Source organism: Aeromonas sp. FL131 (genome assembly GCF_049860615.1).
Lineage (GTDB): Bacteria > Pseudomonadota > Gammaproteobacteria > Enterobacterales > Aeromonadaceae > Aeromonas > Aeromonas hydrophila.
This window is the reverse complement of record NZ_CP187595.1, coordinates 1,064,010-1,082,434: the sequence shown is the minus strand read 5'-3', so window position 1 is coordinate 1,082,434 and position 18,425 is coordinate 1,064,010. Positions and strand designations below refer to the sequence as shown.

17 protein-coding genes are annotated in these 18,425 nt (G+C 60.6%); 6 read left to right on the top strand and 11 right to left on the bottom strand.

Translation table 11 applies throughout. From position 1 onward, the window contains the following. Nucleotides 1–41: 41 nt before the first annotated feature. From ACPW75_RS05210 to lpcA, 3 genes are all read right to left on the bottom strand, one after another. Nucleotides 42–377 (bottom strand): Hpt domain-containing protein, encoded by a 336-nt coding sequence (locus tag ACPW75_RS05210; protein WP_011705471.1) that lies wholly within the window; start codon nucleotides 375–377, stop codon nucleotides 42–44. Between the two features lie 321 nt (nucleotides 378–698). Then, nucleotides 699–1,478, bottom strand: a complete 780-nt coding sequence (locus tag ACPW75_RS05205) for a class II glutamine amidotransferase (RefSeq protein ID WP_042067710.1) — start codon at nucleotides 1,476–1,478, stop codon at nucleotides 699–701. A 139-nt stretch (nucleotides 1,479–1,617) separates the two neighbouring features. Continuing rightward, entirely contained in the window at nucleotides 1,618–2,196 is a 579-nt protein-coding gene (gene lpcA, locus ACPW75_RS05200) for a D-sedoheptulose 7-phosphate isomerase (RefSeq protein ID WP_011705469.1), read from the bottom strand. Nucleotides 2,197–2,440: 244 nt separating this feature from the next. Here lpcA and fadE point away from each other — a divergent pair, with 244 nt between their 5' ends. Beyond that, a complete protein-coding gene (gene fadE, locus ACPW75_RS05195) occupies nucleotides 2,441–4,897 on the top strand; it encodes an acyl-CoA dehydrogenase FadE (RefSeq protein ID WP_077095563.1) in 2,457 nt (818 codons plus the stop codon). 166 nt (nucleotides 4,898–5,063) lie between these two features. Then, nucleotides 5,064–6,581 carry an HD domain-containing phosphohydrolase gene (locus ACPW75_RS05190; protein WP_077095564.1) on the top strand — a complete coding sequence of 506 codons (1,518 nt, stop codon included), beginning with the start codon at nucleotides 5,064–5,066 and terminating at the stop codon, nucleotides 6,579–6,581. A gap of 81 nt (nucleotides 6,582–6,662) precedes the next feature. Here ACPW75_RS05190 and ACPW75_RS05185 read toward each other — a convergent pair whose 3' ends face one another. Further along, complete coding sequence (locus tag ACPW75_RS05185; protein ID WP_077095565.1) at nucleotides 6,663–7,928, bottom strand: TIGR03503 family protein; 1,266 nt, start codon at nucleotides 7,926–7,928, stop codon at nucleotides 6,663–6,665. Beyond that, nucleotides 7,925–8,659 (bottom strand): DNA polymerase III subunit epsilon, encoded by a 735-nt coding sequence (dnaQ, locus tag ACPW75_RS05180; RefSeq protein WP_011705465.1) that lies wholly within the window; start codon nucleotides 8,657–8,659, stop codon nucleotides 7,925–7,927. The genes ACPW75_RS05185 and dnaQ overlap by 4 nt, the downstream gene beginning before the upstream one ends. Before the next feature lie 52 nt (nucleotides 8,660–8,711). Between dnaQ and rnhA the strand changes: the two genes are divergently transcribed. Beyond that, nucleotides 8,712–9,176, top strand: a complete 465-nt coding sequence (gene rnhA, locus ACPW75_RS05175) for a ribonuclease HI (RefSeq protein WP_011705464.1) — start codon at nucleotides 8,712–8,714, stop codon at nucleotides 9,174–9,176. Nucleotides 9,177–9,231: 55 nt separating this feature from the next. Here rnhA and ACPW75_RS05170 read toward each other — a convergent pair whose 3' ends face one another. After that, nucleotides 9,232–9,954, bottom strand: coding sequence for a class I SAM-dependent methyltransferase (locus ACPW75_RS05170; RefSeq protein WP_016350242.1), 723 nt, complete (start codon nucleotides 9,952–9,954; stop codon nucleotides 9,232–9,234). A 71-nt stretch (nucleotides 9,955–10,025) separates the two neighbouring features. Here ACPW75_RS05170 and gloB point away from each other — a divergent pair, with 71 nt between their 5' ends. Further along, nucleotides 10,026–10,790, top strand: coding sequence for a hydroxyacylglutathione hydrolase (gene gloB / locus ACPW75_RS05165; RefSeq protein ID WP_077095566.1), 765 nt, complete (start codon nucleotides 10,026–10,028; stop codon nucleotides 10,788–10,790). 70 nt (nucleotides 10,791–10,860) lie between these two features. After that, the gene (locus ACPW75_RS05160) at nucleotides 10,861–12,408 is read left to right on the top strand and encodes a LysM peptidoglycan-binding domain-containing protein (protein WP_011705461.1); all 1,548 of its coding nucleotides are present in this window, start codon (nucleotides 10,861–10,863) and stop codon (nucleotides 12,406–12,408) included. Between the two features lie 86 nt (nucleotides 12,409–12,494). Here the strand turns inward: ACPW75_RS05160 and ACPW75_RS05155 are convergent, their stop codons facing one another. Continuing rightward, nucleotides 12,495–13,340, bottom strand: a complete 846-nt coding sequence (locus ACPW75_RS05155) for an endonuclease/exonuclease/phosphatase family protein (protein ID WP_016350239.1) — start codon at nucleotides 13,338–13,340, stop codon at nucleotides 12,495–12,497. Nucleotides 13,341–13,451: 111 nt separating this feature from the next. On the opposite strand from ACPW75_RS05155, the gene ACPW75_RS05150 reads away from it, so the two are divergent. After that, nucleotides 13,452–13,676: a hypothetical protein gene (locus ACPW75_RS05150; RefSeq protein ID WP_005299261.1), complete on the top strand. Its 225-nt coding sequence runs from the start codon at nucleotides 13,452–13,454 to the stop codon at nucleotides 13,674–13,676. A gap of 6 nt (nucleotides 13,677–13,682) precedes the next feature. On the opposite strand, the gene yciA is transcribed toward ACPW75_RS05150, so the two are convergent. The 4 genes from yciA to ACPW75_RS05130 all read right to left on the bottom strand — a co-directional run bounded on the left by yciA (nucleotide 13,683) and on the right by ACPW75_RS05130 (nucleotide 18,373). Next, on the bottom strand, nucleotides 13,683–14,078 hold the full coding sequence (gene yciA / locus ACPW75_RS05145) for an acyl-CoA thioester hydrolase YciA (RefSeq protein ID WP_005299258.1): 396 nt from the start codon (nucleotides 14,076–14,078) through the stop codon (nucleotides 13,683–13,685). A 129-nt stretch (nucleotides 14,079–14,207) separates the two neighbouring features. After that, on the bottom strand, nucleotides 14,208–15,020 hold the full coding sequence (locus ACPW75_RS05140) for an NAD-dependent epimerase/dehydratase family protein (protein ID WP_077095569.1): 813 nt from the start codon (nucleotides 15,018–15,020) through the stop codon (nucleotides 14,208–14,210). 258 nt (nucleotides 15,021–15,278) lie between these two features. Next, the gene (locus ACPW75_RS05135) at nucleotides 15,279–16,277 is read right to left on the bottom strand and encodes a LacI family DNA-binding transcriptional regulator (RefSeq protein WP_264098104.1); all 999 of its coding nucleotides are present in this window, start codon (nucleotides 16,275–16,277) and stop codon (nucleotides 15,279–15,281) included. A 179-nt stretch (nucleotides 16,278–16,456) separates the two neighbouring features. Beyond that, on the bottom strand, nucleotides 16,457–18,373 hold the full coding sequence (locus ACPW75_RS05130; protein WP_077095571.1) for a transglycosylase SLT domain-containing protein: 1,917 nt from the start codon (nucleotides 18,371–18,373) through the stop codon (nucleotides 16,457–16,459). Between the last annotated feature and the right edge of the window lie 52 nt (nucleotides 18,374–18,425).

The window sequence follows — 18,425 nt, the reverse complement described above, 5'->3', positions numbered from 1 at the left end:
GAGGATGGCAAGTCCGGCGCCGATGCGCCGGCTGCAGTGGCTCAGTGATAGTTGGCGAGGTGGGAGAGCACCTGGGGCAGGGATTGCTCCAGCTCGGTCAGCAGACGGGCGACTTGCTCGCCATCTTCATGTTTGCAGGCTTGTTCCAGCGCCACCACCTGCTGGTAACTGAGCTGGGCACCATAGCTGCCGCAAGAGGACTTCATGCTGTGGGCAAGCCGGGCCAGTGCGGGCCAGTCCTGTTGTTCATAGAGCGGGCGCAGCTGGGCAAGCTGTTCCCCCACCTCTTCGATGAAGACCGAGATCACCACCGGCATCATCTCCTGGCCGATATCTTCCGCCAGCTGTCGCAACACCTTCTGATCCAGCCACTCCATTCCGTCATCCTCTTGATGGTATTCAAACAGACCATACTATAGATGCCCGGCACGGCTCAGTCACGTCTCATCGCCGTCAGAAAATCGAACTCAAATGGGACGTGAGTGAGAAAAGCGTGATCAGGATCGCCTAACCAGACAATAGATGGTCGAGTTGCAACATAAATGCTGCTATTAAACTAACAATTAAATAACAATGGCGGCCGTGAGAATGATGCGACTCAGCAACACCTCTCTCATCCCTTTTGCCTGTATGGCTGCTGCGAAGAACCAGGGTAGGATTCTACCCTGGTATTTTTTTATCTCTGGATCAGCTAATTATCACTGCTGATTGGCACCCACCCGCTCACCCAGTCGAAACAGACTGAACTCGCCCGGCGCCATTTTTACCCAGTCTTCATTACCGGTCAGCGGCCGGGTCGCAATCAGGGTCACCACATCGTCCGGTGTCGTCTCGCTCTGAAAGTCGATGGCGACATCTTCATCCAGCAGACGGGCCTCCCCGAATGGAGCGCGCCGGGTCAACCAGTAGAGGTTGTTGCTGCAGTAGGTCATCACGAACTCCCCATCCGACAGCAACATGTTGAATACCCCCAAGCCGCGCAGCTCGTCGCACAGGGTCGCCAGGTAGCGAAACATGGCGGGGAAGTTGGCAGGGCGCCGGGGATACTTCTGTTCCAGCCGATCGAGCAGCCAGCAGAAGGCGTGTTCGCTGTCGGTGTCGCCCACCGGTCGATGGCGGCCAGTGGCCAACCCTTTGTAACCCGTCAACTGACCATTGTGGGCAAAGGTCCAGTAACGGCCCCACAGCTCGCGGGTAAAGGGGTGGGTATTCTCCAGCGAGACGCAGCCGCGGTTGGCCTGCCGAATATGGCTGACCACGGCGCGGCTCTTGATGGGCAGCGCCTGCACCAGCCTAGCAATCGGCGACTGGGCGCTCGGCTCGGGATCCTTGAAGGTACGAAAGCCTTTCCCTTCGTAAAAAGTGATGCCCCAGCCATCCTTGTGAGGCCCGGTCTTGCCGCCGCGCAGCATCAGACCGGTGAAGCTGAAGCAGATATCGGTCGGCACATTGGCACTCATGCCGAGCAGTTCGCACATAGGCTGCGGGCTCCTTGCTTACTTGACCATCTCATTGCCAATCGGCCGGCTCAGCCTGCGCTGACACCGGCCGCTTGCGCAAGATCCCGCCGGGACACGGCCAGACAAGGCACGACTATCCCAGCTCGAGATCCCTGCCTTACTTGGCCATCTCTTTTTCGACCAGCTGGATCAGGATGTGGATCACCTTGATGTGCACTTCCTGAATGCGGTCGGCGTAACCAAAGTGCGGCACCCGGATCTCGACATCGGCCAGACCGGCCATCTTGCCGCCGTCCTTGCCGGTCAGCGCAATCACCTTCATGCCTTTGGCATGGGCAGCCTCGATGGCTTTCAGGATATTGCCGGAGTTGCCGCTGGTGGAGATGCCGAGCAGCACGTCACCGCGACGGCCGACTGCCTCTACGTAGCGAGAGAAGACGTAGTCATAGCCAAAGTCGTTGGACACACAGGAGAGGTGGCTGGGATCGGAGATGGCGATACCGGCATAACCGGGGCGGTTCTCGCGATAACGGCCGGTCAGCTCTTCGGCAAAGTGCATGGCGTCGCAGTGGGAGCCACCATTGCCACAGGAGAGTACCTTGCCTTCCTGCTTGAAGGAGTCAGCGAGCAGCTTGGCGGCCGCTTCGATGTCCTTGAGATTTTGCTCATCTGCCAGGAACGCCTGGAGCACGCTGGCAGCTTCGGTCAATTCATTGCGGATCAGTTCTTGGTACATGATGTCTCTTCCAAAATATGGGCCGCGCCATTGTCGCACAAGCCAATCCCGGAGTCGCCCCCTGCCCGTCACGCGCCCCTCTGCAGGACGTTATGCCGATCACAGAGCCAAGGTAACAAGCTTGTAAACAGCTTGATAAGTTTGTGCGTATGAATTACAACAGGGACCATATCCAACAGGTCAGACCTCTGGATCAGTTCAACCATATTCACCCAACTTCGGCAACTCATGCAAGGAGCGAAAAATGACGACGACCCTCACTCTGCTCGGAGTGATCCTGGTGATCGGCGCCATGGCTTATCGCCGGGCGTCTCTGTTCACCTCCACGCTTGCCACCGCGGCAGCCCTGATTGTCGGCACCCTCTATGGCCACGTCCCCCTGCTGGTCTGGGCGCTGTTTGCCGTGATCGCCATCCCCCTCAACTTGGTGGATTTTCGTCGCAACCAGCTGACCAAACCGTTGTTCAAGCTCTACAAATCCATCATGCCGGAGATGTCCCGCACCGAAAAAGAGGCCATTGAAGCGGGCACCACCTGGTGGGAAGCAGACCTGTTTGCCGGCAACCCGAACTGGAAGAAGCTGCACGCCATTCCGGTCAGCACGCTGTCTGCCGAAGAGCAGGCGTTTATGGACGGTCCGGTTGAAGAAGTGTGCCGCATGGTCAACGACTGGGAAGTGACCCACGAGCGAGCCGACCTCTCTCCCGAAGTGTGGCAATACCTGAAGGACCACAAGTTCTTCGCCATGATCATCAAGAAGAAATATGGCGGGCTGGAATTCTCTGCCTATGCCCAATCCTGCGTGCTGCAAAAGCTGTGCGGCGCCAGCGCCGTGCTGGCCTCCACCGTCGGCGTACCCAACTCGCTGGGCCCGGGCGAGCTGCTGCAACACTATGGCACCGACGAGCAGAAGGATTACTACCTGCCCCGTCTGGCGGTCGGCAAGGAGATCCCCTGCTTCGCCCTCACCAGTCCGGAAGCGGGTTCTGACGCCGGCTCCATCCCCGACTTCGGCATCATCGCCAAGGGTGAATGGGAAGGAGAAGAGGTGCTCGGCATGCGCCTCACCTGGAACAAGCGCTACATCACCCTGGCCCCCATCGCGACCGTGCTGGGTCTGGCCTTCAAACTGCGCGACCCGGATCACCTGCTGGGTGACGAAGAAGAGCTCGGCATCACCTGCGCCCTCATTCCGACCCACATCAAGGGGGTCGACATCGGCCGCCGCCACTTCCCGCTCAACGTGCCGTTCCAGAACGGTCCGACCCGCGGCAAGGACGTATTCGTCCCGCTCGACTTCATCATCGGCGGCCCGGCCATGGCCGGTCAGGGCTGGCGCATGCTGGTGGAGTGTCTGTCAGTCGGGCGCGGCATCACCCTGCCTTCCAACAGCACCGGCGGCGTCAAGATGCTGGCCCTGGCGACCGGCGCCTACAGCCGTATCCGTCGCCAGTTCAAGCTGCCCATCGGCAAAATGGAAGGGATTGAAGAGCCGCTGGCCCGTCTCGGTGGCAACGCCTACATCATGGGGGCCGCCGCCAACCTGACCGTGACCGGTATCGACCTCGGCGAGAAACCCTCGGTCATCTCTGCCATCGTCAAATACCACCTCACCGACCGCGCCCAGAAGTGCATCATCGATGCCATGGACATCCACGGCGGCAAGGCCATCTGCATGGGCCCCAACAACTATCTGGCCCGCGGCTATCAGGGTGCCCCCATCGCCGTCACGGTCGAAGGGGCCAACATCCTGACCCGCAGCATGATCATCTACGGTCAGGGCGCCATCCGCTGCCACCCGTACGTGCTGCCGGAGATGCTGGCCGCCAGCCACCCGGATCAGGAGCAGGCTCTCAAGGACTTCGACAAGGCGATGTTCAGCCACGTCGGCTTTGCCATCAGCAATCTGGTGCGCAGCTTCTGGTTAGGGTTAACCGGAGCTCGCTTCGCCGCCGCGCCGTTCAAGGATCAGACCAAGGGCTACTACCAGCAGCTCTCCCGCCTCTCTGCCAACCTGGCCTTCCTGTCAGACATGGCGATGGGCACCCTGGGTGGCGAGCTCAAGCGCAAGGAGCGGGTCTCCGCTCGTCTTGGCGATGTACTGAGCCAGCTCTATCTGGCCTCCAGCGCCCTCAAGCGCTATCAGGATGAGGGTCGTCAGCACGCCGACCTGCCGCTGCTGCACTGGGCGCTGCAAGATGCCCTGTTCAAGGCCCAGGAAGCCATCGACGAGTTGCTGCGCAACTTCCCGAATCGCTGGATTGGCCTGGCTCTGCGCGTCATAGTGCTGCCGCTGGGTCGCGACCTGAAGCGCCCGAGCGACAAGCTGGACAGCCAGGTCGCCCGCCTGCTGCAGACCCCGAGCGAAACCCGCAGCCGTCTGGCCCAGGGGCAATATCTCACCCGCGAAGAGGGCAACCCCTTCGGCCTGCTGGAGCAGGCGCTGGACGATGTGCTCTCTGCCGAACCGCTGTTTGAGAAAGTATGCAAGGCTGACGGTATCAAGCGTCCGTTTATGCAACTGGACAAGGTAGCAGAGATCGGCCTGGCGCAGGGAGTACTCAACCAGACCGAAGCGGACCTGCTGCGCCGCGCCGAAGAGAGCCGCCTGCACACCATCAACGTCGATGATTTTGATCCCATCGACCTGGTGGCCAACAAGGCACTGTTCGAGCCATCGGCCTATCACAGAGCCGCCTGACAGACACATAGATAGTCAAACGCCTCCCATGTGGAGGCGTTTTTTTATGGGGCTGGAACAGGATGACGACAAAGAGATTTCACAGATCAAATTTTATTTCTCAATAAGTTTCCTATCCTTAGTGAAGCAGTTAATGTAAGCACAGGATCCCAAACAGGATTGCATGATGGATGACCAAATCCTGATTATTGACGATGACGATCTGCCCCTTCTCGATGACCAGCAGGCTGGATGGAAGGTGATGATTGTGGACGATGAACCCGAGGTTCATCGCATCACCAAGATCACCCTGAGCAAGTTTGAATTCGATAATAGACCCATTGAATTTTTGCATGCTTATTCAGCCGCCCAGGCTAGGGAGTTGCTCGCCAAGACCCCGGACGTAGCACTGTTGCTGCTGGACGTGGTCATGGAGGTCGATCACGCCGGCCTCGATGTGGTCAAATTCGTGCGCGAGGATCTGCAAAACAAGATGGTGCGCATCGTGCTGCGTACCGGCCAACCCGGTCAGGCCCCGGAAGATGACGTGGTCACCAACTACGACATCAACGACTACAAGGACAAGACCGAGCTCACCTCCCAGAAGCTGCGCACCCTGCTGCGGGCCAGTCTGCGTTCATACCGCGACATCCGTACGCTGGAGAGCAATCGCCAGGGGCTGGAAAAAGTCATCGAGGCCTCCAAGGGGATCTTCGAGAAACGGGCGCTGCGCCAGTTTGTTGAAGGGGCTCAGGAACAGCTCGGGGCCCTGCTCAGTCTGGAAGAGTCGCAAATCTACGACGTGAAGCAGTTCGCCTACGAAGTGCGGGATCAAATTCTGGAGCCCCTGCTGCCGGGCCACCCGTCACTGCGACTGGCGGATGCACCCTTTATTCTGCGCCAGGCCATGGCCAATCGTGCCAACGTCTATGATGGCAACCAGATGGTGCTCTACTGCCAGAACCCCCGTCATCACCTGCTGTTTCATATCGAGACCACTCGTCAGCTCAGCCAGATGGACATGGGGCTGCTCAGCCTGTTTACCGAAAACATCATAGTGGCGCTGGAGAACATCCGGCTCAACGAGGTCATCGCCGACAACCAGCGCGAGATCATCTATCGGATCGGCGAGCTGGTGGAGACCCGCTCCAAGGAGTCCGGCCTGCACGTGAAACGGGTCGCCCTCTACACCGAGCTGTTCTGCCAGTTGCTTGGCATGAGCGAGGAGCAGAGCGAGCTCATCAAGCGCGCCTCCCCGCTGCACGACATCGGCAAGGTGGGCATCCCCGACGCCATCCTCCACAAACCGGGCAAGCTGACCCCCGAGGAGTGGGAGATCATGAAGACCCACGCCCAGCTGGGACAAGACATGCTCTCCGGCAGCGATCTGGCGCTGTTCCAGATTGGCGCCACCATCGCCGGCAACCACCATGAAAAGTGGAATGGCAGCGGCTATCCCCGTGGCCTCAAAGGTGATGCCATTCCGCTGGAAGGGCGGGTAGTGGCGCTGGCCGACGTGTTTGATGCGCTCGGCTCGGATCGCTGCTACAAAAAGGCCTGGCCGCTGGACAAGGTGCTGGCGCTGATCCAGGAGGAGAAAGGTCAGCACTTCGATCCCCAGTTGGTAGAACTGATGCTGGCCAACCTCGACAAGTTCCTCGAGATCCGCGATCAACACAAGGACATCTACGTCGGGGAACATTGATGCTGAAGGGTTGCTGCTAACCTGCTCTCCCATAAATAACAAAGCCGCCTCGATGGGCGGCTTTTTCATGTGGTTACCCGGTTATTGTTCAGGCAGGTTCAGATCCAGCTTGGCTTCCGGCTTGGCGCTTTCGCTCTCGGCTTTCTGCGCCGCCATCGCTTTTTTCAGTGCCCGCCGCTTTTGCAGCAAGATGAAACCGACGCCCCCCAGCAAGACCAGCAGGATGCCGACCCCACCCAGCAACCAGATCAGCCAACCGCTGCTCTGTTTTTCCTCGAATTTCACCTGGTTGGGCACTGCCGCCGAGGTTTCAGAAGCCGCAGAGGCCGCCGATGGCTCAGCCGCCAGCACCGGGAAGATATTGAACGATTTCACCGGCAGCGTGACCTGGATCTCGCGGCCCAGCCGGGTCGTGCCAAACAGGGTGGCGTTCACCTCATACTGGCCAACCTCCTTGATGGCGGAGAGATCCACTTCCACCCGGGGTTCGGTCGCCACCGCATTGAACGCCATGCTGGCTCCCACCGTGTTGGTCGCCTTGCCCTCAATGACCACGGAGGCCGGATCCAGCTCATCGGCATCGATCAGGAAGGAGAGCTTGGCGCCAAACTCCTGCGAGGGAGGCGCCAGGGTATAGTTGACCGGCAACGGGTAGATCAGCACGTCCTGATAGCGAGCGCGGGAGAACACCTGATTGCCCGTGCTGTACATGGCCCGGTATTTTCCCGCAGCCACATCCAGCACCGCCTCGGCGGTCATGATGCCGTCACCCGGCACCTCATCAAGCCCCTTGCCATCGTCACGATAGTGGCCGAGCACTTCGTCAACGATGGGCTCACCCTCCTGCTTGGCATCATTGAAACGTTGCAATCGCACCGTCATGCCAAGGTCGGTCAGGTAATAGCCCGCCTTGGGCGGTGCATCGTCGATCAGCAGCCAGGACTTGAGCTTGACCCTTTCCCCCTGATAGAGCTGGGTCGGCAGTTGATCGGTTTCCAGCCTGATGTTCGACAGCAGGCGCACCCGGTTGTCCGGATCCACCTCACCGATGGCCTGCCAGGGGCCCGGCATGGGATCGCGGATGGTGATGAGATCCTGATCCTTGAGCGCCAGCCAGCCCACATCGGGGGGCGTCACCTTGCCCACATAGAGCTTGCTGCCGTCCGGACGCACCAGGATCACCGACGGGGTGCCCGGCTTGCGCGTCACGATGAAGGTGATCTCTTTCACCCCGTAATCAATGCGAAAGCGATTGTCGAGCAGGGGAATGTCGGAGGGGGCAAACACCTCGTTGGCCGAGGCAGTCAGCGAGGCCAATAACAGCAGGCCGCTCCATAGCTTGCTCATTGCCGCCACAGGCAGGCTCCTCCTTTTTTCTGCACCAGATCCAGCCGCGCTTCGTGCACCGCCTCAATCTCGGCACTGGCACGGATCACCTTGAGCGGTGGGCGATTGCTCTCCAACCGGCGGATACTGGTGTCCTGATTGCTCTCATTTTCACTGCTCTCGGTAGCCAGATTCAACTTGGTCTGGCCACCCGTCATCAGCAGGTAGACGTCCGCCAGGATCTCCGCATCGAGCAAAGCCCCGTGCAGGGTACGGTGCGAGTTGTCGATGCCGTAGCGATCGCACAGCACGTCGAGGTTGTTGCGCTTGCCCGGAAACAGGTCCCGCGCCATCGCCAGGGTATCCGTGATGCCGCAGATGTCGGCAGTCTTGAAATTGAGGCCGAGCTTGCCGAACTCATAGTCCATGAAGCTCACGTCAAACGGCGCGTTGTGGGCAATCAGCTCGGCACCGCGGATGAACTCGATGAACTCGTCGGCTATCTGGCTGAACGACGGCTTGTCACGCAGGAACTCGTCGGTGATGCCGTGCACCTGGATGGCCTCGGGGTCCACAAGCCGATCCGGCTTGATGTAGACGTGGAAGTGGTTACCGGTCAGCTTGCGGTTGATCACCTCCACACAGCCGATCTCGATGATGCGGTGTCCCAGATAGACAGGGCCACCGGCGGTGTTCATACCTGTGGTTTCAGTATCCAGAATGATCTGGCGATTCAGTTGGGGTGTGTTCATGATCCAATCTATGTCAAACTTCGGCTTTACCCGCTAGTTTACCCCAAGACTCATGCTAAAAAAGATCGATTTGTATACGGATGGTTCCTGTCTCGGCAACCCGGGCCCTGGCGGCTATGGTGCCGTCATGGTCTATGGCAAGCACCGCAAGGAGCTCGCCGGCGGTTTTCGCCTCACCACCAACAACCGGATGGAGCTGATGGCCGCCATCATGGGGCTGCGCACCCTGAACGAGCCCTGCCAGGTCAGACTCACCACCGACAGCCAGTATGTGCGCCAGGGGATCACCCAGTGGATCATCGGCTGGAAGAAGAAAGGATGGGTGACAGCCAGCCGTCAGCCGGTCAAGAACGTCGATCTCTGGCAGGCGCTGGATGCGGAAGTGGCGCGCCATCAGATCGAATGGCTCTGGGTCAAGGGGCACTCCGGTCACCCGGAAAACGAACGCTGTGACGAGCTGGCCCGCGAGGCCGCCAGTGGCAAGCAGCTGGCAGAGGATACCGGCTACCAGCCCTGATCCCGGTCAGTCTCACCCGTCAGGGTCGCTCGCCAGCCAGGGCGCCCGAGACAGGCTACCAGCCCTGACGCGCCATGCCCGGCGTCGCAATCGACTCGGGCAAGCGCCAGCGGCGGCGTACCGGCGTCAACGGAAAGCGCCGTTTGCGCGCCGCTATCACGTAGACGGACGCAAACGGCCTGCAATAATCCCGCCCCACACTCTCCCGCCACCAGCCGATCCGGCTCTGCTTGCCCATGAACGAGTAGCCAAAGCGCTCGTCAAACATCACTTCACACCCGAGCAGCTGCAGCCAGTCGGTGACCCGCGCCGGAGTGAACATGCGGGCCGACCAGGGCAGATGTTGACGCAGGAAAGGCAGGCAGTGGCCGATGCCGACCAGGCTGAGCGGATTGTAGCCACTGACGATGAGCCAGCCATCGTCGGTCAGCACCCGCTCAGCCTCGCGCAGCACCTGGTGGGGATCGGGCGAAAAGTCGAGACAGTGGGCCAGCAGGCAGGCATCCACGCTGCCGGTGCGCACCGGCAGGGCCAGTGGGTCGCCCTTGAGATCCAGCAGTCTGCCGCTGGGGGCAACCCCTATCTGGTGGCGAATGGAAGAGCAGCCGCAGGAGAGTTCGGCGCTCAGTGCCCCGACTTTAAGCAGATGATAACCAAACAGATGTGGGCACCAGCTGTCGAGCCGCTCCTGGATCTCGGCCGCTACCCAGTCCCCCATGGGCAGTGCCGACCAGCTGGTCGGGATCTCGATTTGTTGTTCGGTACGTGCCACCTGCATAATAGGGCTCAACTTGGGGTTCGAACGCCATCCAGTTATATAAGATACCCTCCATAAAGAGAAGCAGACTCATGTATCCAGTGATCACAGTTCCTGCCTTTAACGACAACTACATCTGGTTGATCCGACACGAAAATCACTGTCTGGTCGTCGACCCGGGCGATGCCGAACCCGTGCTGGAGCGGCTGGCCGCACTGGAGCTGCAGCTCGACGCGATCCTGCTGACCCATCACCACCACGATCATGTGGGAGGCGTCACCGCCCTGCTCGGCCATTTCCCCCATGCAAGACTCTATGGTCCCAAACTTGACCCCATGCCCGCTCATCACGGCCAGTGGCTCGATGACGGGGATCAGATCAACTGGCATGGCCTGAGCCTTGAGGTGATCCATGTGCCCGGCCATACCCATGGCCACATCGCCTATTACGGCCATGGCATGCTGTTTTGTGGCGATACCCTCTTCAGTGCAGGTTGCGGCCGCCTGTTCGAAGGCACCCCGGCCCAGATGCACGCCTCATTGCAGCGGCTCGCCGCCCTGCCCGACGATACCCTCATTTATTGTGCCCATGAGTACACCCTCTCCAACCTGCGCTTCGCCTACGCGGCCGAGCCGGACAACCAGGCGATCCAGCAGCGGATCGGGCTGATCAGCAAGCTGCGCCAGCAGGGTCTGCCGAGTCTGCCATCACGGCTGGGGGATGAGCGGGAGTTCAACGTTTTTCTGCGATGCGAACAGGATTCCGTGAAATTTTCTGCTGAGAAACACGCCTTAAAATGCTTGGAAAATCCAGAGGATACCTTCACCGTGCTGCGATCCTGGAAGGACGTTTTTTGAACAAACCTTGATCAGGGGGCCATTGCCCCTTATGATGCGAGCTGTTTTTCCTAAAGATGACCTGAGCGAGATGAAGGTACGAACGGCCTTATTGGCGGCGCTGTTTCTCAGCGGCTGCCAAAACCTGAGCCATCAGGATGACCGGGCGCTAACGGCAATCGAGCCGATCAAGTCCCCCCAAGTCAACAAAAAAGCGTATAAAAAACATTCGGCGCGCTTCCTGTTCGGAGACGAACAGATCGACGAACTGGATGACACCGATAACCTGTGGGTGCGTATCAGCGATGATATGCAGTTTGATCCGCAGGAGAACGACCGTGTCCGCCAGCAGCGTGATTGGTTGTTGCGCAATGATAAGCATCTGGCGACCATTGCCAGCCGGGCTGAGCCCTACCTGTATCTGATGGTAGAGGAAATCGAACGGCGTGAGCTGCCAATGGAGCTTATTACCATCCCCATGATTGAGAGCATGTTCGATCCCCACGCCCGTTCCCGCAGCAATGCGGTGGGTCTGTGGCAGTTCGTTCCTGCGACCGGCAAGAACTTCGGCCTGCGCCACGACAACTGGTACGACGGCCGCCGCGATGTACTGGCCTCCACCAACGCCGCGCTGGATTATCTGGAGTACCTGAACCGTTTCTTCGACGGCGACTGGCTGCAGACGCTGGCGGCTTACAATGCCGGTGAAGGACGGGTGCGCAACGCCATCACCCGCAATCAGAAGGCAGGCCGACCGACCGACTACTGGTCACTCGATCTGCCCCGCGAAACCCGGATGTATGTGCCCAAGATCCTGGCCATGGCCGACATGATCCGCAACGCGGACAAGTACAATGTCACCTTGCCGGTGCTGGCCAACAAGCCTCAGCTGCGGGTGGTCAACACCGGCGGCCAGATCGATCTGAACGTGGCTGCCCAGCTGGCAGGCCTGCGTCCGGCTCAGCTGAAAGAGGTCAATCCGGCCCTGACGCGCTGGTCGACCTCACCCAAGGGGCCCTATCGCCTGCTGGTACCGGTCGAGTATGCCGATACCCTGGAGCTGGCCCTGGCCGATCTGCCCCAGAGCGAGCGCATCCGCACCCGCTCCTATCAGGTCACCAGCGGCGACACCCTCTCTCGCATCGCCCAGAATCACGGGGTGAGCGTGCAGCAGCTCAAGCTGGCCAACAACCTGAGTGGCAACCACCTGCGCCGCGGCCAGACCCTGATGATCCCGACCAGCGGCAGCAAGCCGGTGGTCAGTCAGAGCGCCCAGAGCAAGCCACAGCAGCTCGCCAGCCGCAGTGCCGGCAAGATCCAGTACAAGGTGCGTGCCGGTGACAATCTGTGGAGCATCAGCCAGGCGCACGGGGTTACCCATGACGAGCTGGCCAAGTGGAACGGTCTCAACGCCAAGTCGGCCTTGAAGCCGGGCATGAAGCTGGTGGTCTGGCCCAAGCAGGGCAAGAGCAGCAACAAGTCCATGGTCTATCAGGTGCGCCGTGGCGATTCCCTCTCCTCTATCGCAGCCCGTTTTCAGGTTGCCGTGATGGATGTGATGCGCTGGAATCAGCTGGGCAAGAGCGATTACCTCAAGCCGGGTCAGGAGCTGACCCTGTTCGTGAAGAACAACAGCTGATCGTTCATCGCTTCATAAAAAAATACCCCGCCAAAAGCGGGGTATTTTTTTATCTGGAACAGGCCACCCTGGTGGCCAGTACGGATTCAGGGGGTGATGGCCTGAGCCGCAAAACGGGCCATGATGGGGTTGTGATCCGACGCATCGGTCGCCGGGCTGCTCACTTCCACCAGGTCCAGGTTGCGGTAGTAGAGGTGATCGAGCGGTCGGCCGAACGCGGTCCGGCGCAGATCCGGCACCGGGATCGCCTCCTGCAGCCCCAGTTCGCCCACCAGCTTGTTCAGCCAGAATTCGCGCTTGTCGCTCCAGGTGTTGAAATCCCCGGCCAGAATGACCGGGCCCTGATGGCGATGGATGAGGGCGGTCAGATCGTTGAGCTGCTCGCGAAAGGTCGCCATCCCCAGCTCGAAATTCACCGCATGCAGGTTCACCACCAGCACGCCGTCAGGATCCCCCTGCAAGGGGTAGAGGCTGACCAGACCGGATTTGGGGATGCGCAGCAGCGGTTCGGGTGAGCGCACGCCGCACACGAACGCCTGTGGCGTCTTGGCGACTGTCATCACGCCGAAGGAGACGCCGCCCTGAGTAAAGGCTTGCAATTGCTGCCACTGAAAATCACCGGCCTTCAGCCATTCCAGCATGTCGGGGCGGGTCGCCGACTCCTGCAGCAGTACCAGATCCTGGGATTTGGCATACTCGTCCAGCCCCTCGCGCCAGTTTTTACGCTGACCCTTGTAGAGATTCCAGACGGTAATGCCGAACTCGCGTGGCAAGGCGGTGGAGGCCAGTGCCACCAGCGGCGGCTTCTGGCAGTTGGCGCCGGGAATGATGCCCTGCGCCGTGACCAGGTGATCCTGATCCGGCACCTCGAAACAGCCGACCAGTCCCAACGTCAGCAGCGACGTACCCAGAATGCGATAACTATTTTTCATTGGCTAACAACCACCTGCCTCTGCATTGTGTCCTGACCATCACAAATGTCATCGCTGCCGACTAGGCTGATAGCTCGTGTCCGGCCCGGCTCATCCAGAAGGAATTCAACGATGGCGAGACAGCACCAGTACCGCGTGACATTTTATGATCAACAAGGAAATTGTCATCAAGTGGAGCTTTCCACCGTCTATCAGATCAGACGGGATCCCCAGTGCGATCTCTGCCTGTTCGACACCCAGCAGTGCGTCGGCTCGGAAGAGATGCTGGAACGCATGATACGGCAAAAAACCGGGTTTGAGCAGGAAATATCCATCATCAACGCCCGGCTTATCTGAGCCGGATCAGACCGGTACCGGACGGGATTTTCCCTGTTCGTCGATGGCGACATAGGTGAAGATCCCTTCGGTCACGCAGTAGCGCTGGGCCTCGTTTTCACGCAGCACCGGCTTGACCCACACCTCCAGCTTCAGCCGCATGGAGCTGCGACCGATCTTCAAGCAGCGCCCGTAGCAACACACCACGTCGCCCACCTTGACCGGGCTGTGAAAGGTCATGCCCTCGACGGATACGGTACAAATACGTCCTTTTGCCAGCTCCTTGGCCATGATGCCCCCACCTATATCCATCTGGGACATGATCCAGCCCCCGAAGATATCGCCATTGGGGTTGGTATCGGCTGGCATTGCCAGGGTTCTCAGCAACAGTTCCCCATCGGGGTGACGTCTTGTATCTACCATCTTTACCGCTCTCTCTGTATGGATGGCGGCATGATAGGGGGCGAGCCCCCCCTTGGCAAACCTCAATTGCCCGCCGCGCCACCCCATTGGAGCCACCTGTGCCCCACTCTATAGCACAGTGCGGAATGCTCAGTGACCCCGGGCCGCCAGCTCGGCAAACCAGTGCGCCGGATCGGGCCAGCGATAGACAAAGCCGAGCTGCTCGCAGATGCGCAGCCCCTCGACGGGGAGAAACCGGCCGGCCGGCTCGATGAAGACCGGGGCCGGCAGGCCAAGCTGACGTGCGGCAAAGGGATAGAACTGCTCCCGGCGCGGGTGCACCGGTGCGCTCAGGTTGTAGGCATCGCCATCCTTTCCCTGCGCCAGCAACAGCTGACAGGCGGCCACCACGTCATCCAGGTGCACCAGGTTCACCGCCTGACCGCCCCCTTCCAGGGTTTTGCCCGCCAGGAAGCGGCCGGGATGACGCTGTGGCCCGTACAGCCCGGCCGGGCGCAGCACCATGGCACAGGGAATGCCAGCCCCCATCGCCGCCTGCTCGGCGGCCAGCATCCGCATCCCGCGCTCGTGGGCAGGCATGGGGTGTTCATCCTCCCCCTGCCCCGGTGCCCAGACCGAGGTGGCACTCACGAACAACAACCGCTGCACACCGGCGGCCCGCGCCAGCTCGGCCACCCGCCCGATGGCGGCCGGGTAATCCTCAACCTTGCTCGGCGGCACGCAGATCACCAGCTCGCGGCAGCGAAACGGCAGGGCGGTCAGCCCGGTGCCCAGTTGCAGCGGCCAGGCCTGCAGCCCCTCTGCGGTCAGCTGCGCGGCTTTCTGGGCCGAGCTGACCGTCACCGCCACCTGGCGACCCTCGGCCTGCAGCACCCGGGCCAGCGGCAACCCCAGCCAGCCAGCGCCCACGATCCCCGTCTGGTATTCACTCTTTGTTGTCATTACAAAATCCTGGCAAAAAAAAACGGCCATCCATGATGACCGTCGAAAGTAACGAAGGAAATAGCTGGATTAACCAGTTACCTCCCACAGCGGGAAAATCGGGAGCGCAGGCTCCTAATTCGTGGGGCCTATGCTAGTGGCAGGCAGTCCAAAAAGCTTTGAAGCGGATCACAGTTGAAAAGGATTTCTGAAAACGCTTTCAATTTTTCCGCAAAATAGGGGAGCGACATTGGCCCATTCAGGGCCAATGTCGGCTACTCAGGCAACGGATTCCCGTCTGACCAGCTCGGCCTCGAACTTGAGCTCCAGCCCCTCGGCCGGCTTGTGATCCAGCAGGCTCAGCGCCAGCTCGGCAGCCCGGCCGCCCATCTCTTCGATGGGGTAACGCACCGTGGTCAGCTTGGGATAGATATAGCGGGCATAGGGAATGTCATCGAAGCCCACCACCGAGATCTGCTGCGGGATCTTGTATCCCCGCTCCAGCAGACAGGAGATGGCCCCCGCCACCATGGCGTCGTTGAAACCGAGCACGGCGGTAAACTCAACCCCCCGATCCAGCAGCTCGCCCATCGCCACGTAACCGCCGTTCTCGTCGGCAAAGGCGCGGCCGATGAGGGCAGGATCAATAGCAATGCCGGCTCGCTTCAAGGCGTGATGATACCCCGCCATCCGCTGCTGGCCATCGACGAACTCTTCATCGTCCGAGGTGACGAAGGCAATCTTGTGATGGCCCGCATCCAGCAGGTGCTGGCAGGCGGTGGTGGTGCCGGCCTGGTTGTCCAGCCAGACGCAGCGATCTTCGGCGCCCGGTACCTGGCGGTTGATGAAGACCACCGGGGTACTGCCCGCCACCAGCTCGCTCAGCTCCTCGTCGGGCAGCGCCTTGCTGTGCAGGATCAGCGCATCGCACTGGCGCTGCAGCAGCGCCTGGATGGCGTGACGCTCGCGCACCTCGTCGTGATTGCCGGACATGACAATGGTGAACTTGTCCGCCTTGTCCACCACGCTCTCGATGCCGCGCATCATCTGGGCGAAGAAGGGGCCACCACACAGATCCCCCACCAGCACACCGATGCAGTTGGAGCGCTTGCTGACCAGCGCCTGGGCAAAGCTGTTGGGACGAAAATTGAGTTCCTTCATGGCCGCCATGACGGCCTCACGCTTTTCTGGTGCCACCTGCGCCGTGTTGTTGATGACTCGCGACACAGTTGAAATGGACACATTAGCCAACCGGGAAACGTCTTTAATCGTTGCCACTATCAATTCCTTTGTTGGGGGAGCCTGTCTGTGTTGAACGGGCGATTATAACGAACCTGCCAGACCAAGAGATGGCGCCCGATCACCTGGCAGGTTTCCTTTTGTAACAAAACCTTATGGGATAATAACCATTTTGGGGAGGGAATGGGAATCCGGCTGCCGCCAGGGCGGCAGCCGTCTCAATAAGCGTGACTCAGCTCGCGCTCGGACATGAAGCGCAGCGGCTGCTGCAGCTTGTGCTGATAGATGAGATCGAACGACAGCACGTTCTGCACATAGTTGCGCGTTTCCTTGTAGGGGATGCTCTCGACCCAGACATCCATCGGCTTGTCCGCACTCTGATCGCGCCAACGTTTGACCCGGCCGGGGCCGGCGTTGTAGGCCGCCGCCGCCAGGATCCGGTTGCCGTCGTACACATCCAGCAGCCGCTTGAGATAGGCGCTGCCAAGGCGGATGTTCATGGCAGGATCAAACAACTGCTGTTCGTTGCGATAGGGCACCCCCAGCTTGCTGGCCGTCTCCTTGGCGGTAGTCGGCATCAGCTGCATCAGTCCCCTCGCCCCGACCGGCGACTGTGCCAGCGGGTAGAGCGCACTCTCCTGACGGGAAATGGCGTAGAGCAGGCTGGTGTTCATGGTCCGCTCCTGCGCCATCTGGGAGAAGGTGTGCTTGAGCGGCAGCGGGAAGCGTAAATCAAGGGCATCCCAGGCCTCGGCCCGGATGCTGGCCAGAATGGCCAGTTCATGCCAGCCCTGGTTGAGGGCGATGTGGCCGAACTCGAGGCGCTGGGCCACCGGATTGCGATCCATGTTGTGGATCCACTCCGCCCGCGCCGCCGTGATCTCGTTCATGTCGAGCAACTCGCGCACCCGCAGCAGGAAGGGCCAGCGACTGCTGGCGGTGCGCCAGTCCGGCACCTTCTTCGCCACGCTCTGATTCTTCATCCGATAGGGCACGCCGCTGCGCTGCGCCGCCATGAAGCCGTAGAAGCCGCGCAGATTGGCGGTCTCCAGATAGAGATCCCGTGCCGGTTTTTGCTGGCCCTGTACCTCCAGCGAGCGCGCCAGCCAGTAGCGCCAGCGATCCTCCTTCTGCAGGGCCATGGGCATCCGCTTGACCCAGCCGGAGAGTCCTTTCCAGTCCTGCTCCCAGATGGCGAGCCGGGCCCGCAGCTCCAGCAGATCCGGGTCGGCCTGGCGCACTACGGTAGCATCCAGCCAGTTGCGCTGGGCGGTTGAACGGTCCAGCAGCAACCGTCTGGCCACCGCCCGCTCCACCGGTTTGAGCTCGGCCGCGCTCAGCGCAAAACGCGAGCGCAGATAGCCGAGTTGACCCAGCACCGCTTCCGGCTGCTGGTTGGCATAGCGGGCCAGCCCCAGCAGCAGCAACTTTTTGGAGGGGGCGGCGGTAGTGAAATAGGCTGTGTTCATCGCCTTGGCGGGCTGCTCGAACAGGGTAATCATCTGATCCCCGTACGCCTTCATGCCGCTGCCAAGCTGAGCGCCGAGGTGGCGGATAAGGTTCGGGTTCTCCGCCTCGAAGGCCAAGGTCATGCGGGTCCAGATCTTCTCCTGGGTGCGCAAGCCGGCCTGCTGCCAGAGCTGAAACAGGGGATCGCAGGCATCGGGGCGAGACTGGCCACTCAGCCAGAGCTTGCCCGCCTCCTGCAGTGCCTGGCTCTGCTGGCCGGTGTAGTAGCGCGCCTGATAGTGCATGCAGAGCAGGTCGGTGGAGTTCGGCTTGGCCGGATAGAAGCGCAGGAACTGAGACCACTGCTGGCTCTGGGCCAGATAGGTGAGGTAACTGCGCTCCAGCCGGTTGGATTGGGGGGTGTCGCCGTGCTCGCGGATGAAGCGGGTCACGTCGTCATACTCCGCCGCCCCCGGCCGAAAGGCCAACTGGTAGTAATCGAGATAGGGTAGCAGCGGATAATGGGTCAAACGGGCGCGAATTTGCCGAAAACGGGCCTGATCGTCGGCCCGCACCGCGTCATAAGCCTGGCGATAGAGAGATTGTTCCAGAGTCTGCGCCGCAACCTGCGTCAGCAGCCCCGGCACACACAGCGCCGATAAAATGATTCCCTGCACGGCTTTCACGAGAGACGTCTCCATTGAGAGGCAATGCCACCGCCCGTTGGCGGTGGTGTCA

Excerpts from the sequence above, each read along its gene's own strand:
- ACPW75_RS05210 (WP_011705471.1), bottom strand. The coding sequence starts at position 377 with ATGGAGTGGCTGGATCAGAAGGTGTTGCGACAGCTGGCGGAAGATATC.
- ACPW75_RS05205 (WP_042067710.1), bottom strand. The coding sequence starts at position 1,478 with ATGTGCGAACTGCTCGGCATGAGTGCCAATGTGCCGACCGATATCTGC.
- lpcA (WP_011705469.1), bottom strand. The coding sequence starts at position 2,196 with ATGTACCAAGAACTGATCCGCAATGAATTGACCGAAGCTGCCAGCGTG.
- fadE (WP_077095563.1), top strand. The coding sequence starts at position 2,441 with ATGACGACGACCCTCACTCTGCTCGGAGTGATCCTGGTGATCGGCGCC.
- ACPW75_RS05190 (WP_077095564.1), top strand. The coding sequence starts at position 5,064 with ATGGATGACCAAATCCTGATTATTGACGATGACGATCTGCCCCTTCTC.
- ACPW75_RS05185 (WP_077095565.1), bottom strand. The coding sequence starts at position 7,928 with ATGAGCAAGCTATGGAGCGGCCTGCTGTTATTGGCCTCGCTGACTGCC.
- dnaQ (WP_011705465.1), bottom strand. The coding sequence starts at position 8,659 with ATGAACACACCCCAACTGAATCGCCAGATCATTCTGGATACTGAAACC.
- rnhA (WP_011705464.1), top strand. The coding sequence starts at position 8,712 with ATGCTAAAAAAGATCGATTTGTATACGGATGGTTCCTGTCTCGGCAAC.
- ACPW75_RS05170 (WP_016350242.1), bottom strand. The coding sequence starts at position 9,954 with ATGCAGGTGGCACGTACCGAACAACAAATCGAGATCCCGACCAGCTGG.
- gloB (WP_077095566.1), top strand. The coding sequence starts at position 10,026 with ATGTATCCAGTGATCACAGTTCCTGCCTTTAACGACAACTACATCTGG.
- ACPW75_RS05160 (WP_011705461.1), top strand. The coding sequence starts at position 10,861 with ATGAAGGTACGAACGGCCTTATTGGCGGCGCTGTTTCTCAGCGGCTGC.
- ACPW75_RS05155 (WP_016350239.1), bottom strand. The coding sequence starts at position 13,340 with ATGAAAAATAGTTATCGCATTCTGGGTACGTCGCTGCTGACGTTGGGA.
- ACPW75_RS05150 (WP_005299261.1), top strand. The coding sequence starts at position 13,452 with ATGGCGAGACAGCACCAGTACCGCGTGACATTTTATGATCAACAAGGA.
- yciA (WP_005299258.1), bottom strand. The coding sequence starts at position 14,078 with ATGGTAGATACAAGACGTCACCCCGATGGGGAACTGTTGCTGAGAACC.
- ACPW75_RS05140 (WP_077095569.1), bottom strand. The coding sequence starts at position 15,020 with ATGACAACAAAGAGTGAATACCAGACGGGGATCGTGGGCGCTGGCTGG.